A 13,738-nucleotide genomic window follows, 5' to 3' on the forward strand; every position below is an offset into this window, starting at 1 on the left:
AACTCTATGCCTGTCTTTTTTCACCCGCCCATTACTGGGGATTCCTCAGCGCACGAGGCGGGCTTTAGATTAACCAGGCAGTCTTAGAACTGGTAGGTGATACCCACGGCGAACTGATCGTCGGTGGCTGCGCCACTAACCGCCGCGTCTTCATCATCGATCAGATTGAATTTGTATGCGGTGTAAACGTTGAAGTTTTTGTTGAAATAGTACCAGGCACCCAATTCAACGTAGTTCATGATATCCGCATTAGTGTCTTCTTTGGCGCCCAGGTCTTTACCTTTCGCGTAGACATAGCCCAGGGATGGACGCAGGCCAAAATCAAACTGATACTGAACAACGGCTTCGATGTTCTGGGTGTGATTGGCAAAGCTGCCAAAAGTCGTTTTCTCCAGCGGAGTCATGTTACGGGATTCACCGTACATGACTGATGCATACAGACTATTTGCATCGTATTTAGCCGCCAGGTTCCAGACTTCAGCTTTTTCGCCTCTGCGGTCCGCAGCTTGTTCATCAGTACGGTCAGAGTTGCTGTAGGCGCCAACGAAACCGAAGCCGTCAAAGTTGTAGTTAACGGAGAAACCAAAACCGTCGCCGTTTGATTTTTTCGCGGTGGTATCGTTGTTTTTACCCTGATACTGCAGAGCAAAGTTCAGGCCATCCACCATGCCGAAGAAGTCGGTGTTACGGTAGGTTGCTACGCCGTTGGTACGGCCGGTCATGAAGTTATCGGTGTAAACCAGACCGTCACCACCCCACTCAACGAGCATATCAGTGTAACCCGCCGCGTCATAAACCACGCCGTAGTTACGACCATAATCGAATGAACCGTAGTCGCTGAATTTCAGACCGGCGAATGCTAAACGAGTAGCGCTGCCCTGTTGACCTTCCGGTTTGTCCGCTTTGATGTTGTATTCAAACTGGCCATAGCCGGTCAGTTCATTGCTAATCTGGGTCTCGCCTTTGACGCCGAAACGCGCATAGGAGGTATCGTCAGAGTTGTTGTTGCCGCCATCATGGGTCATGATGTGTTCGCCAACCATTTTGCCGTAGAAATCCAGTTTGTTGCCGTTCTTATTATAGATCTCTGCTGCATTAGCCGCGCCAGCAACTAATAAAGCTGGAACCAGAATTGCCAGTACTTTTCTTTTCATTATATATTCCCTTTTGATTATAATTAATATGAATTGTGTCATTCCTTCCGGGGTGACTATTGAATACTAACGACGAAGTTCATTTTTCTTTAAATTAAAAATGTAACTAAATTATATCTAATATTACAAAATGTTTCTGTTCTATTCATTATATTTAAATTGTATTGGTGTTTGAAAATTTATTTATTGTGTTTATGTCTTTTAATAACATTGGTTTATGATTGGTTTTGTATGATTTTTGTTGTCCATAAGCTTCATGTGCTCTATGAATTGCGAGGTTGTATTTATATGTTATATGTTTATTTCTCAATCTCTTATTGCCGCCGCTTTTCTGTAAGGATAAAGCGAAGGGCGAGCAAGCAAATATGATATTTGAGGCAGGGAGGGTGGGGGGAAATATGGTCTCAGAAATTCAGTTATATTCATTAATTTGTATTATTTAAAAACCAAATGAATTCATTGACTATATGTAGCAGGCGATAGGGTCGTGCTCCCGACCAGTGCGCAAAATCGAACCCGTGAGAGAGGGATCTGCTGTTTTGCAGGCGTTTTCGCTATATAATGTGACCGATATCACATTTTTACCGGTGGGTGATAGGGGTTGTGAAGTAGATGGAGAACAAATGAATGGAAGATAAAGCGAAAAGAAGTCCTGGCGGGAAACTGGCGCTGTGGGCATTTTACGCCTTTTGCGGCTATTTCCTGTGGGCGATGGCGCGTTACTGGTGGGTTGTCGGGAAGATTGAAAGCGTGCCCGGAGCGACGATTGACGGCGAGCTCGGCTCAACGGCAGGAAAATGGATTGGCGCGCTGCTGGGTTTTCTTGTGTTGGGTATTGTCGGGACCCTTCTCGGGGCGATCGCCTGGTACACGCGTCCTAATCCGCAGATGTATGAACATCACGATTAAAATTGCTATGCTCGTTGCTGGCCTTATATCAAAGGAACGCGCATGGACCTTTATCACTGGCAGCAACGATTTGAAGCCTGGCTAAGCCAACATCACGGGCAAGAGGATGCTGCTCACGATATTTCACACTTCCGCCGGGTATGGGCTACCGCGCAGCAGTTGGCCGAAGAGACCGCTGCCGACCGCCTGGTGATCCTCACTGCCTGCTACTTTCATGACATTGTCAGCCTGGCGAAAAACCATCCTGAGCGAAGCCGTTCTTCCGCGATGGCGGCGGAAAAAACGCTGGCTATCCTTCAGTCCGCTTTTCCTGATTTCCCCCCGGAACGCTACGCGGCGGTTTTACACGCGATTGAAGCCCACAGTTTTAGCGCGGCAATTGCTCCGCAAAGCGAAGAAGCGAAAATCGTCCAGGATGCCGATCGCCTTGAGGCGCTGGGGGCGATAGGGCTGGCGCGCGTATTTGCGGTGTCCGGCGCGCTGAACAATAGCTTGTTTGATGCCCGCGATCCCTTTGCTGACCGGCGGGAATTGGATGACAAAACGTATGCGCTGGATCACTTCCAGTGCAAGCTGCTGCGTTTACCGAAAACGATGCAGACAGAAAAGGGCAGGGCAATGGCGGTGCACAATGCGCGTTTTCTGGTGCAGTTTATGGCCAAGCTGAGCGCAGAGCTTCGCGGAGAGCCGATGGCGCTTGATGCTGAGGTTTTGCAGCGCTTTGATCCACTAGCATAAAACTGACCGCGCTATTTATGGTAACCTCTGCAAAAATAGTCGGGCTGGTTGAGGTTATGGCGCAAAATTTATCCAAGGAAAATCCCCCGTCTTTGAAGGTTGAACATACCGGAGAAGACGCGCAGGCGCTATTGCGTCAGCTAATGGCGATATACGATGTCAAAACGCTGGTCGCGCAGTTAATTGCCGTCGGCGAGCAGCACTGGAGCCCGGCTATCCTCAAGCGCGTTGCGACGGTAGCGCGCGCGGCAGGTCGTATCACCCGCCAGGAGCAGGCCCACCTGCGCACGCTCCTGCCGCAGCCGCCGGCGCATCATCCGCATTATGGGTTCCGCTTCGTCGATCTGTTTGCCGGTATCGGCGGTATTCGCCACGGTTTTGAAGCGATTGGCGGGCAATGCGTGTTTACCAGCGAATGGAATAAACATGCGGTGCGCACCTATAAAGCCAACTGGTACTGCGATCCTGAGCAGCATCGTTTCAATGAAGATATCCGCGATGTGACTTTAAGCCATCTCCCTGAGGTGAGCGAGGAAGAAGCCGCGCAGCATATACGCCAGACTATCCCGCAGCATGACGTTTTACTGGCCGGCTTCCCCTGCCAGCCGTTTTCTCTCGCCGGCGTGTCGAAGAAGAATGCCCTTGGTCGCGCTCACGGCTTTGCCTGCGAAACGCAGGGGACGCTGTTTTTTGACGTGGTCAGGATTATCGCCGCCCGTCAGCCGCCGATTTTTGTTCTGGAGAACGTCAAAAACCTGAAGAGTCACGATCGGGGGCGGACGTTTCGTATCATTATGCAGACGCTGGATGAGCTGGGGTACGAGGTTGCCGACGCGGCGCATACCGGGGCGGATGACCCTAAAGTCATCGACGGGCGCTATTTTTTACCCCAGCACCGGGAGCGTATTGTGCTGGTGGGTTTCCGGCGCGATCTCCAGCTGCATGAGGGATTTACCCTGCGCGATATCGCCGCTCTCTATCCCACTCGCCGGCCGACCTTTGGCGAGCTGCTGGAGCCCGCGGTTGACGACAAATTTATTCTCACCAGGGTGCTGTGGAAGTATCTCTATCGCTACGCGCGTAAGCACCAGGAGCGGGGGAACGGTTTTGGCTACGGGCTCGTCGACCCAACGAATCCTCACAGCGTGGCGCGAACGCTCTCTGCGCGCTATTACAAAGATGGCGCGGAAATCCTCATTGACCGGGGCTGGGATCGGCCTCTGGGCGAAAAGCATTTTGATGACCCTGAAAACCAGCTTCGTCGTCCGCGCAGGCTGACGCCCCGCGAGTGCGCGAGGCTTATGGGTTTTGAGACGCCGCAGGGATATCGCTTCCGTATTCCGGTCTCGGATACCCAGGCCTATCGCCAGTTTGGCAATTCCGTCGTCGTGCCGGTATTTGCGGCGGTGGCGAAGCTGCTGGCGCCGCGTATTGAACAAGCGGTTGCCAGGCGTGAGCAAGAGATTAACCATGGCCGACGTTCACGATAAAGCCACCCGCAGTAAAAACATGCGCGCGATAGGCACCCACGATACGGCAATAGAGAAACGGCTGGCTGGGCTACTGGCGGGCTCCGGATTCTCTTTTACCGTACAGGATGCCGCGCTGCCCGGCCGCCCGGATTTTGTCGTGGCGGACTATCAGTGCGTTATCTTTACCCACGGCTGCTTCTGGCATCATCATGATTGCTATCTGTTCAAGGTTCCCGCCACAAGAACTGCATTCTGGCTGGATAAAATAGCCAAAAACGTGGCGCGCGATCGCCGGGATATCGGGCGACTGGCGGAGCAGGGATGGCGGGTGCTGGTGGTCTGGGAGTGCGCGCTGCGCGGGCGAAAGAAGCTCAATGACGACGCGCTGGGAGAACGGCTGGAAGAGTGGATCTGCGGCGGCGGTCAGTGCGCGCAGATCGATACTCAGGGCATAGGTGTGCTGGACGTTACTTCTCCGCCTTACAGGATGTAATTTCACGACGCGCCGGGAGCAGGTATTTGCCGAGCGTCACCAGAATGACCGCGAAGATGATAATCCCGAGCGCCAGCCACTCTACGGCAGATAAGCTTTCTCCGGCAAAACCGGTTCCCAGCAGTACGGCGACCACCGGGTTTACGTAGGCATAGCTGGTCGCTACCGCCGGTGTTACGTTACGAATCAAATACATATATGCGTTAATGGCGATAAGCGAACCGAAGATAGCCAGATAGGCGACGGCAAAAATACCGGACCACGACGGTATCTGGGTTAGTTTTTCTCCGGTTAGCGTGGAAGCAATCATCAACACGACGCCTGCCGCCAGCATCTCAATGGCGCCCGCCATCATCCCCGTTGGTAGCTCGATTCGCGAGCCGTAGACGGAACCAAAAGCCCAGCTCATTGAACCGATAAGTATCAGCAGCGCGCCCCAGGGGTTACCGTTCAGGTTGCCGCCGCTGTTGAGCAGTACGATCCCCGCGAGGCCAATAGCGATACCCAACCACTCAAGCTTACGGGTCGCAATACCAAAAAAGCGGCTAAAACACAGGGTGAACAGCGGCACCGTCGCGACCATGACCGCCGCAATGCCTGAAGGCACGTGCTGATGTTCGGCGAGCGTCACAAAGCCATTACCTACCGCCAGCAGCAGCACACCAATCAGCGCCGCGTTAAGCAGCGGCTTTCGCGCAGGCAGCTTATGACCGATTGCCAGCAGCCAGGCAGTTAGCACCGCGCCCGCGGAAAGAAAACGCACGCCAGCCATCATCAGCGGAGGCCAGCTGGCGACGCCGACGGCGATAGCGAAATAGGTGGAACCCCAGATGATATACAGCGCAAACAGCGCCCCGATGAGCGGTAACAGCTGACGGGTAGACATACTTCCTCACGACGGTGCAGAGATAGAAAGGGGACGTATAGTAAACGTGAAAACTATCGTGCTGGCGAGTGCTTTAATTCGCCTGCTATGGTTAAATTTTTGTTGACTATGGACACCGGTGGGCGAAAAAGCGCTTTTGCTTCATACTTCAGGAGGAACAATCATAAATGAAGGAATGCAATTTTGGCGGGAAGTAGTCTATTAACCTTATTGGATGATATTGCCACGTTACTCGATGATATTTCGGTCATGGGGAAACTGGCAGCAAAAAAAACGGCAGGCGTATTGGGAGACGATCTCTCGCTTAATGCTCAACAGGTCACCGGCGTGCGGGCTAACCGCGAACTGCCGGTCGTTTGGGGCGTAGCCAAAGGCTCATTGATCAATAAAGTCATCCTGGTGCCGCTGGCGTTGTTGATCAGCGCTTTTATTCCGTGGGCGATTACGCCGCTGCTGATGCTGGGGGGCGCGTTTCTGTGCTTTGAAGGCGTCGAGAAGGTGCTGCACAGCCTGCAGGCGCGCAAACACAAGGAGGATCCGCAGGTTCGCCAGCGGCGGCTTGAGGCCCTGGCGAACCAGGACCCTATGGCTTTTGAACGGGATAAAGTGAAAGGGGCGATACGCACCGATTTTATTTTGTCGGCTGAAATTGTCGCCATCACGCTTGGGATTGTGGCGGAAGCGCCGTTATTGAATCAGATCCTGATTTTATCCGGCATCGCGCTTCTGGTGACGGTGGGGGTCTACGGTCTGGTGGGGATCATCGTCAAGCTGGATGATATGGGCTACTGGCTGGTGGAGAAAACCAGCTCGCTGGCGCAGTGGACAGGCAAGGCGTTGTTGGCGATCGCGCCCCGTCTGATGAAAGTGTTGTCCATTGTTGGCACTCTGGCGATGTTCCTGGTGGGCGGCGGTATTGTGGTCCACGGTATTGCGCCGCTGCACCACGCTATTGAAAATCTGGTCCATGGGCAGAACGGGGTCATTGCCTCGCTGCTGCCAACGGGCGCCAACCTGGTGCTGGGATTCATCATTGGCGCCATCGTGCTGGCTGGAGTGAAAGCGATTGCCGCTCTGCGTCGTCCGGCAAAGTAAATGTGCTCCTGGTCATGCAAAGTGGTTCAGCTTCGTCTATGTTAAATCTGTTTCTTCCTGATACCGGAGGCAAAAATGGTCTTGTTGGTCAGTGATGAAGTCAGGCGTAAAAGCGGTGGCCCCCGAATGGTCGTTACCGGGTTCGCCAACGGCATGGTTGAATGTCGCTGGTATGACGGTTACGGCGTTAAGCGCGAGGCGTTTCGTGAAGATGAACTTATTCGCGGAGGGGGAGGGAAGCTGAACCGCTCCTGACCCGTTATCAGCGCCCGGCATTCGTCGGGCGCTTTCATATTAATGGTTGTTTTACGAACAGGGAGCGTGGATGACGTTTGCTTCTTTAACCGTGCTGCGAGAAAACGATGGATAAGCTGATGTGGGTGAAAAAATTGCGCCAGATTTTAAGCCCCGGATATGTGGTTAACCTCTGTTTTTTTATCGTCTTCTGCTTTTCCACGTTGTTGATATGGCGTGAGATCAAGGTCCTTGAAGAAGCCTACGTCGCAAACCAGCGCAATAATCTTGAAAACGTTTCCCATGAGTTCGACAGCCTGCTGCAGTTTAATATCGACAGAATGATTTTTTTTCGTAACGGGATGCAATCGGCGCTGGGAACGCCGCTGGATTTTGTCGTATTGCGCAAGGCGGAAGAGGATTATTTAAAGAAGCGGCATGATCCCCTCTGGTCCGTTGAGATTCATAACCGGCGGACGCTGCCGGTCTATGGCGTTGCCGATGCATTTGTCGACGGCGACGCGCTTTTCTCTCGCGATAATTCCTTTTCCGGCAATGAGCTCATGGCCACTCTTGAGCTGGGCTATATGCTGCGTCTGGCTAATAACAACCGTGGTTTTGCGAAACGCATGCTGTACGTGTCGCGTAATGGCTTTTTTACCACCACCGAGCCGCTGAAGAATGCGACACAGGCGCTGGCGCTGTATTCGCGGGCGACAAGCGCCCCCTGGTTTACCCGGCAAACGCAGAGGAATAATCCTGCTCGCGGCATCGTGTGGCAAACCTTTCCCGATGAGGCGTCGCAGCGCGAAATGCAGGTGGTGACGGCGTCTATTCCGCTTGATTTCCAGCGCTATTGGCTCGGCGTACTGGCAATGGATTTCTCGGTACAAGAGATGAAAACGTTTCTGGTCAATGCGATTAAAACGGGCGAAGAGGGCGAGTACCAGCTTTACGATAATCAGCTCAATTTGATTGCCTCTTCCGCGCCGGGCAACGTACTGACGCTGCTGTCGCCGCGGGAACAGGAGATGCTGAGCCGCGCGTCTTCTCATGAGAATCAGGGGGGGATTCGCCTGGTCACGCGTTATATCAGCTGGGAAAACTTACGCAATTTTGATGGGGTACTGATCCGTATCCATACGATCCGGGAAGGCGTCCGCGGTGACTTTGGCAGCATCACCATTGCTTTAATGCTGATGTGGCTCATGTTCACGCTGATGTTGATGATCTCCTGGCTGGTGATCCGCCGAATGGTGCGCAATATGAGCGTGCTGCAGACCTCCCTGGAGTGGCAGGCCTGGCACGATGCGTTAACCCGCCTATTAAACCGCGGCGCGCTGTTTGAACGCGCCACTGCAGAAACTCGCCTGAGCGAGCGTTTAAAGCGGCCCGTTGCGGTGATTCAGCTCGATCTGGATTATTTCAAAAGCGTTAACGACCTGTACGGCCATCACGCGGGCGATCGCGTGCTGTCGCTGGTGGCCAGTACTATCGCCAGCCATATTCGGCAAGGCGATCTTGCGGGGAGAGTTGGCGGGGAGGAGTTTTGTATTGTGCTGCCGAATACCGCGTTAAAAGAAGCGAAGGCGATTGCTGAACGGATCCGTATCCGGATCAATAGCCGCGAAATTTTGCTGGGTAACAGCACGTCTTTGCGTATTACCGCTTCGTTTGGGGTGAGCTGTAGCGAGGATTCGGGTGAGTATAACTTTGAAAATTTGCAGTCTGTTGCCGATCATCGCCTGTATCTGGCCAAGCAAAACGGACGCGATCGGGTCTGCGCCGAAGGGTAAAATTAATTCCTCATGTAAATAAATTGAATTGAAATCATCCACTACAGTTATTTTAGTGAGATTATTCTTAAAAAACGTTTGGCGGCGATCGGACGTTCGTGGAAGAACAAATGTCTGTAGTCCTTGCCTGGCGAGCGTTGCCGGCGTGAGGGGGAAGGTAAGCCACGTTTTTCAATAATTTGCTTCATGAATGTTTGTTGTCATGCAAAATAATTGAGGGTAATGTTTGTAGCGCATCGGATATCCTGGTGTAACGAATTTTCAAGTGCTTCTTGCATTAGCAAGCTTCATCCCGACTCCTGCGAGTCGGGATTTTTTTCGCACAGAATTCAGCGGTTGGCTTCCGTGATGCTGAAATCATGGATATCGAGCTCAAAGGCCTCAGCCAGCTCGCGCCAGGTGTGGTAACCCCGGCCATCAATACTGACGTGGTGGGGATCGTCTTGCGTACGCTGAACTTCACTTTCGCTGATTTCATTAATCGCCGCCAGCAGGGCGTCAACGTCTACGCTTCCTGCGCCTTGATTTTCTTTGGCGGTTTTCATTGCGGGTACCTCGCTTAACTCAGACAGGGCTATTTAAGTATAGTCGGTCTACAAAAACAGCAGTTACCGGGCAGGACACTGCGCGATCGGCAGTTTTGTTCTACACTGGCTCAAAAATAGAGGAGATGAGTTATGCAGGTAAACGATCGTGTCACGGTGAAGACCGATGGTGGCCCACGTCGATCGGGTGTTGTACTGGCGATAGAGTCGTTTAGCGAAGGCGTAATGTATCTGGTTTCGCTGGAAGATTACCCGCTCGGGATCTGGTTTTTTAATGAGAACGGACATCCCGACGGTATTTTCGTTGAGCGGGACGAGTGATTTGCCTCAAGTGAACTGGCGGCAGCGGCCGCCAGCGTCTTTCAACGCAGGTTGACGTGAATTCCGGAGGTGATGTTTTCAGCCAGTCGTACGATATGATAAATCACCTGTTTGTTGTGGGTATGAATTTTCTTTTTAATATTGCCCTTATGCGATGAGACGGTTTTGGCCTTAATGTTCATCTGCGCTGATATGTGCGAGGTTCCGTGCCCGGCCATCCACATCTGCAGCATATTTGATTCGGTCTGGCTTAAGGACAGCGTGGGGATATTAATCCGGGTGGGACGATAGTTCTCATATTTCAGGCGGATGGCAAGGATGTCGTCCAGGTCTTTTTCGGTTAGTGATTTAGAGCAGATAAGTAAGTTTTTGCGCACCAGCAGGTAGTGATCGAAATGTATATTCGCCAGGGACATAAAGATAACAAATAGCGTCGCAGGATACTGGCTAATGATTTGCCGGATAAGCTGGTTGCTCTCTTCATGATGAATAAAGCAGTCTTCGTTGATAAATACCACCGTCGGGCGGCTGGTCTCGCAGAGAGCCTTCAGGCTCGGCGCACTGTGTACTTCAGTGATATCGCGCTTCCTTACCCCTCTGCCCGTCAGGTACCCGGTTAATCCCAGCCGGGTGAAGCTGCACAAATCCATGATAATCGTTGACATGACCCATCCTCAATCAACACGTAACGATAATTTATTCCTCGCTGACAAGCGCGATGAAGTCCATTTTGTTAGCAATAAAAAAACGACTGCTGCCGTGGAACCATTAGGCAGCCTGAACTATTCCGTAATAAGCCCCATAATTTGCCAGGAATATTCTCAAAGTAAAGGCTACAAATCGCTATGTGGAGGAAATAAAAACAATAAATACCCGTCATATATAAGTTTGCCATTTTGGCGGCTTTTTAAAATAGGATTATCCTTATATTGAATGGTTAAAATAACATCGGCTGATTTATAGGTTTTATTCGATGAGTTAGAATAACTTAACATTTGAAGGCTATTTTTTACCATATTGGGTATGCCCGACGTTCGCCCTGCTGCGCTGTTGCCGAATCGCGAAGGGTGGCGAGCTTAACGCTTTAATGCCACAATGTTTTTTTATCGGTGTGTGGGATGGATGATGAAAAAGATAGTGTTTGCTGGCGCTCTGCTGGCCCTGGCCGGCTGTGTTCAGGTTGATAGCTACAGCGAGGTTGTTAAAGCGCCAGCGCCGGCTGGGCTGGAAGGATACTGGCAATCGGCCGGCCCGCAGAGTGAAATGATGAGCCCGGATGCGATTGCAAGCCTGATCGTCACCAAAGAGGGCAATACCCTTGACTGTCGCCAGTGGCAGCGGGTTATCGTCCTGCCGGGTAAATTAATGAAGCGTGATGATGCGGTTTATAACGTCACCTCCGCGTTGGATGTTTATCCGATTGAGCGCGAAGGCGATACCCTGAGCTACGACCGGATGACGCTCAAGCGGGTGGATCGTCTCACCCCTGAGTGTGAACAGGCATGGAAAAAGACCTCGGCTGATAAAAGCGGGCAATAAGCTTTTTGCGGGCTGAAACCCTTCTCAGCCCGCGGCGTTTCTCTGTATTTTATAGCGCCTCTTCGATAACCCAGACGCTGACGCTGCCGCCGTTACAGGTAAAAACCCCGTTTCCTTCATCGTCGGTTTCAATCACTTCCTCGCGGTTGCCGAGAAAATCACGCCAGCGTTTATTACGGTAGTTTTCCCCCAGAGGAAGCGTTTTTTCTCCGTCGTCACCGTTGGAAAGTACCACCACGCAGCCCGGATCCTCTTCGGTACCGCTGCGGCTGAAAGCGATACAGTTCGGATGATCGAACCACAAAGTTTGTACGCCGTGAGCAAAACGCTGACGGGCATCGATCAGTTCGTGTAATTGCTCAATAACCGGCATCTCAACGGCGTAGGTCTCGCCGTCGCCGCCGGTATCTTCGTAGCTGGCGCCGAACAGGTCGGCATAAAAGACGGACGGAACGCCGTTTTCACGTAACAAAATGAGCGCATAAGCCAGCGGTTTGAACCAGGCCTCAACCGGCGCCTCCAGCGCCTGCAGCGGCTGGGTATCATGGTTGGTCACCAGGGTTACGGCGTGGAACGGGTCGGCTTCCACCAGGGTGCCGCTAAAAATCTGGCTCATGTCATAGTCGCGTCCCTGCCGCGAGGCTTCATGGAATTTCATCTGCAGCGGCGCGTCAAAGAGCATCGTCTTACCGTCAACCATGTCGATATACTGCTGGAGCTTATCGACTTCATGCGACCAGTATTCCGCCACGATAAACAGCGGCTTTGTCGCCACCTCCTGGACGTGGTCAATCCACTCTTTATAAAACCAGGCGGGGATATGTTTAACCGCATCGAGGCGGAAGCCATCGCAGCCGGTCTGTTCCATCACCCAGCGGGCCCAGTACTTAATCTCCTCGGTTACCGCCCGATTGCGAAAATCGATATTTTCACCCATCAGGTAGTCGAAGTTACCCATTTCATCATCAACCTGATCGTTCCATCCCTCTCCGGTATAGTCGTTGACGATTTTAAACACGCCATCTTCATCAGGATTCTCAATATGGTCGATGCCGCTGAAGCACTTATAATCCCAGATGAATTCAGAGTATTTCCCGGCGCGTACCGGGAAGGTGTAGCGCGTCCAGGCTTCACATTCCACAATCTCCTCGGCGATTTGCGTGCGGTCGTTTTGATCAACCCGCTGAATACGTACCGGCTCTTTTTCATCCGCGCCCATTTTATGGTTGACCACGACGTCAAGGAGTATGGCGATATCGTGCTGGCGCAGGGCGGATATGGCGGCCAGCAGCTGGGCTTTATCGCCATATTTTGTGGCGACAGACCCCTTCTGGTCGAATTCGCCGAGGTCAAACAGATCGTAGCAATCATAACCGACAGAGTAGCCGCCGGAGGCGCCTTTGTAGGCAGGAGGCAACCAAATCATGTTAATGCCGATTTCGTTGAGGTTTGGCGCCAGGGCTTCGACTTCACGCCATAACTCGCCGCCGGTGGGGTAGTACCAGTGAAAGCACTGCAGTAACGTGGGGTTTTTCATCTTCCATGCTCCATACGTCATCAAGCTGACCATTGCAGTATGAGAGATATCCAGCAAAATGGAGATGTTTTCGATACGTTTTCACTATGCCCTAAAAGGCATCATATATAATAATTTGGAATAAGATGTAGCGTATCGATGTTGGTGACTAAGGTTAAACGCCTTACACTACAGCAAAATATCACTCTTTTAGGGGTATCTATGAAATTAGCACTTCTGGGTCGTCAGGCGCTGATGGGCGCAATGGCCGTCGTATTAATGACCGGCGTCAGCGTAAAAACCTTTGCTGCTGAAAATCTGCTTAACCAGGTTAAAGAACGCGGCACGCTACGCGTGGGTCTGGAAGGGACATATCCGCCATTCAGCTATCAGGGAGATGACGGTAAGCTGACCGGCTTCGAGGTGGATTTTGCTAATGAACTGGCGAAACATCTGGGCGTGAAGGCTGACCTTAAACCCACGAAATGGGACGGCATGCTGGCTTCGCTGGACTCTAAACGTATCGATGTGGTGATAAACCAGGTCACTATTTCCGATCAGCGTAAGCAAAAATATGACTTCTCGACGCCGTACACCGTTTCCGGGATCCAGGCGCTGGTGAAAAAAGGTAACGAAGGCGTGATTAAAACTGCAGCCGACCTGAAAGGTAAGAAAGTTGGCGTCGGCCTGGGGACCAACTACGAAGAGTGGCTGCGCCAGAACGTACAGGGCGTCGACATTCGGACTTATGATGATGACCCGACGAAATACCAGGATCTGCGCGTAGGGCGAATTGACGCCATCCTGGTTGACCGTCTGGCAGCGCTGGATCTGGTGAAGAAAACCGGTAACACCCTTGCCGTCACCGGTGAAGCCTTCTCTCGCCAGGAGTCCGGCGTCGCGCTGCGCAAAGGTAATGAAGACCTGCTGAAAGCGGTTGATGGCGCCATTGCGGATATGCAAAAAGACGGCAGCCTGAAGGCGCTGTCGGAAAAATGGTTTGGCGCTGACGTCACGAAGTAACGGCCAGCGGTGAAAAA

15 protein-coding genes are annotated in these 13,738 nt (G+C 52.2%); 10 read left to right on the top strand and 5 right to left on the bottom strand.

Annotation, left to right across the window (positions count from 1 at the left end; translation table 11 throughout):
* Positions 1–83: 83 nt before the first annotated feature.
* Positions 84–1,154, bottom strand: a complete 1,071-nt coding sequence (locus tag SIK97_RS14310; protein ID WP_025106098.1) for a porin — start codon at positions 1,152–1,154, stop codon at positions 84–86.
* 627 nt (positions 1,155–1,781) lie between these two features.
* Between SIK97_RS14310 and drpB the strand changes: the two genes are divergently transcribed.
* The 4 genes from drpB to SIK97_RS14330 are packed head-to-tail and all read left to right on the top strand — an operon-like array spanning position 1,782 to position 4,766.
* Complete coding sequence (gene drpB / locus SIK97_RS14315; protein ID WP_004852229.1) at positions 1,782–2,063, top strand: cell division protein DrpB; 282 nt, start codon at positions 1,782–1,784, stop codon at positions 2,061–2,063.
* A gap of 42 nt (positions 2,064–2,105) precedes the next feature.
* The gene (locus SIK97_RS14320) at positions 2,106–2,801 is read left to right on the top strand and encodes a phosphohydrolase (RefSeq protein ID WP_014229888.1); all 696 of its coding nucleotides are present in this window, start codon (positions 2,106–2,108) and stop codon (positions 2,799–2,801) included.
* Between the two features lie 56 nt (positions 2,802–2,857).
* A complete protein-coding gene (locus SIK97_RS14325) occupies positions 2,858–4,291 on the top strand; it encodes a DNA cytosine methyltransferase (protein ID WP_057173081.1) in 1,434 nt (477 codons plus the stop codon).
* Entirely contained in the window at positions 4,272–4,766 is a 495-nt protein-coding gene (locus SIK97_RS14330; protein WP_057173082.1) for a very short patch repair endonuclease, read from the top strand. The genes SIK97_RS14325 and SIK97_RS14330 overlap by 20 nt, the downstream gene beginning before the upstream one ends.
* Here SIK97_RS14330 and yedA read toward each other — a convergent pair.
* A complete protein-coding gene (gene yedA, locus SIK97_RS14335; RefSeq protein ID WP_057173083.1) occupies positions 4,741–5,652 on the bottom strand; it encodes a drug/metabolite exporter YedA in 912 nt (303 codons plus the stop codon). The two genes, SIK97_RS14330 and yedA, sit on opposite strands and share 26 nt — an antisense overlap.
* A gap of 183 nt (positions 5,653–5,835) precedes the next feature.
* Here yedA and SIK97_RS14340 point away from each other — a divergent pair, with 183 nt between their 5' ends.
* From SIK97_RS14340 to dgcQ, 3 genes are all read left to right on the top strand, one after another.
* The gene (locus tag SIK97_RS14340) at positions 5,836–6,747 is read left to right on the top strand and encodes a DUF808 domain-containing protein (protein ID WP_057173084.1); all 912 of its coding nucleotides are present in this window, start codon (positions 5,836–5,838) and stop codon (positions 6,745–6,747) included.
* Positions 6,748–6,822: 75 nt separating this feature from the next.
* Complete coding sequence (locus SIK97_RS14345) at positions 6,823–7,002, top strand: YodC family protein (RefSeq protein WP_025106102.1); 180 nt, start codon at positions 6,823–6,825, stop codon at positions 7,000–7,002.
* Between the two features lie 107 nt (positions 7,003–7,109).
* Positions 7,110–8,777, top strand: coding sequence for a cellulose biosynthesis regulator diguanylate cyclase DgcQ (dgcQ, locus tag SIK97_RS14350; protein ID WP_057173085.1), 1,668 nt, complete (start codon positions 7,110–7,112; stop codon positions 8,775–8,777).
* 329 nt (positions 8,778–9,106) lie between these two features.
* Here the strand turns inward: dgcQ and yodD are convergent, their stop codons facing one another.
* Positions 9,107–9,322 carry a YodD family peroxide/acid resistance protein gene (gene yodD / locus SIK97_RS14355; protein ID WP_014229881.1) on the bottom strand — a complete coding sequence of 72 codons (216 nt, stop codon included), beginning with the start codon at positions 9,320–9,322 and terminating at the stop codon, positions 9,107–9,109.
* A 132-nt stretch (positions 9,323–9,454) separates the two neighbouring features.
* On the opposite strand from yodD, the gene dsrB reads away from it, so the two are divergent.
* Positions 9,455–9,643, top strand: coding sequence for a protein DsrB (dsrB, locus tag SIK97_RS14360; RefSeq protein WP_004136599.1), 189 nt, complete (start codon positions 9,455–9,457; stop codon positions 9,641–9,643).
* A gap of 41 nt (positions 9,644–9,684) precedes the next feature.
* Here the strand turns inward: dsrB and rcsA are convergent, their stop codons facing one another.
* Positions 9,685–10,308, bottom strand: a complete 624-nt coding sequence (rcsA, locus tag SIK97_RS14365) for a transcriptional regulator RcsA (RefSeq protein WP_025106103.1) — start codon at positions 10,306–10,308, stop codon at positions 9,685–9,687.
* 457 nt (positions 10,309–10,765) lie between these two features.
* On the opposite strand from rcsA, the gene yedD reads away from it, so the two are divergent.
* Positions 10,766–11,182 carry a lipoprotein YedD gene (yedD, locus tag SIK97_RS14370; RefSeq protein WP_164879272.1) on the top strand — a complete coding sequence of 139 codons (417 nt, stop codon included), beginning with the start codon at positions 10,766–10,768 and terminating at the stop codon, positions 11,180–11,182.
* Positions 11,183–11,231: 49 nt separating this feature from the next.
* Here the strand turns inward: yedD and amyA are convergent, their stop codons facing one another.
* The gene (gene amyA, locus SIK97_RS14375) at positions 11,232–12,719 is read right to left on the bottom strand and encodes an alpha-amylase (RefSeq protein ID WP_057173086.1); all 1,488 of its coding nucleotides are present in this window, start codon (positions 12,717–12,719) and stop codon (positions 11,232–11,234) included.
* A 201-nt stretch (positions 12,720–12,920) separates the two neighbouring features.
* Between amyA and tcyJ the strand changes: the two genes are divergently transcribed.
* A complete protein-coding gene (tcyJ, locus tag SIK97_RS14380; RefSeq protein ID WP_014229877.1) occupies positions 12,921–13,721 on the top strand; it encodes a cystine ABC transporter substrate-binding protein in 801 nt (266 codons plus the stop codon).
* The last annotated feature ends 17 nt before the right edge of the window (positions 13,722–13,738 follow it).

This window comes from Klebsiella sp. JN_Kp126 (assembly GCF_033843325.1).
Taxonomy (GTDB): domain Bacteria; phylum Pseudomonadota; class Gammaproteobacteria; order Enterobacterales; family Enterobacteriaceae; genus Klebsiella; species Klebsiella michiganensis.

Bases quoted from the DNA above. Each gene is read 5' to 3' on its own strand.
- dsrB (WP_004136599.1), top strand. From the start codon at position 9,455: ATGCAGGTAAACGATCGTGTCACGGTGAAGACCGATGGTGGCCCACGT.
- drpB (WP_004852229.1), top strand. From the start codon at position 1,782: ATGGAAGATAAAGCGAAAAGAAGTCCTGGCGGGAAACTGGCGCTGTGG.
- yedD (WP_164879272.1), top strand. From the start codon at position 10,766: ATGATGAAAAAGATAGTGTTTGCTGGCGCTCTGCTGGCCCTGGCCGGC.
- yodD (WP_014229881.1), bottom strand. From the start codon at position 9,322: ATGAAAACCGCCAAAGAAAATCAAGGCGCAGGAAGCGTAGACGTTGAC.
- SIK97_RS14310 (WP_025106098.1), bottom strand. From the start codon at position 1,154: ATGAAAAGAAAAGTACTGGCAATTCTGGTTCCAGCTTTATTAGTTGCT.
- SIK97_RS14345 (WP_025106102.1), top strand. From the start codon at position 6,823: ATGGTCTTGTTGGTCAGTGATGAAGTCAGGCGTAAAAGCGGTGGCCCC.
- tcyJ (WP_014229877.1), top strand. From the start codon at position 12,921: ATGAAATTAGCACTTCTGGGTCGTCAGGCGCTGATGGGCGCAATGGCC.
- yedA (WP_057173083.1), bottom strand. From the start codon at position 5,652: ATGTCTACCCGTCAGCTGTTACCGCTCATCGGGGCGCTGTTTGCGCTG.
- SIK97_RS14320 (WP_014229888.1), top strand. From the start codon at position 2,106: ATGGACCTTTATCACTGGCAGCAACGATTTGAAGCCTGGCTAAGCCAA.
- rcsA (WP_025106103.1), bottom strand. From the start codon at position 10,308: ATGTCAACGATTATCATGGATTTGTGCAGCTTCACCCGGCTGGGATTA.
- SIK97_RS14325 (WP_057173081.1), top strand. From the start codon at position 2,858: ATGGCGCAAAATTTATCCAAGGAAAATCCCCCGTCTTTGAAGGTTGAA.
- SIK97_RS14330 (WP_057173082.1), top strand. From the start codon at position 4,272: ATGGCCGACGTTCACGATAAAGCCACCCGCAGTAAAAACATGCGCGCG.
- dgcQ (WP_057173085.1), top strand. From the start codon at position 7,110: ATGGATAAGCTGATGTGGGTGAAAAAATTGCGCCAGATTTTAAGCCCC.
- amyA (WP_057173086.1), bottom strand. From the start codon at position 12,719: ATGAAAAACCCCACGTTACTGCAGTGCTTTCACTGGTACTACCCCACC.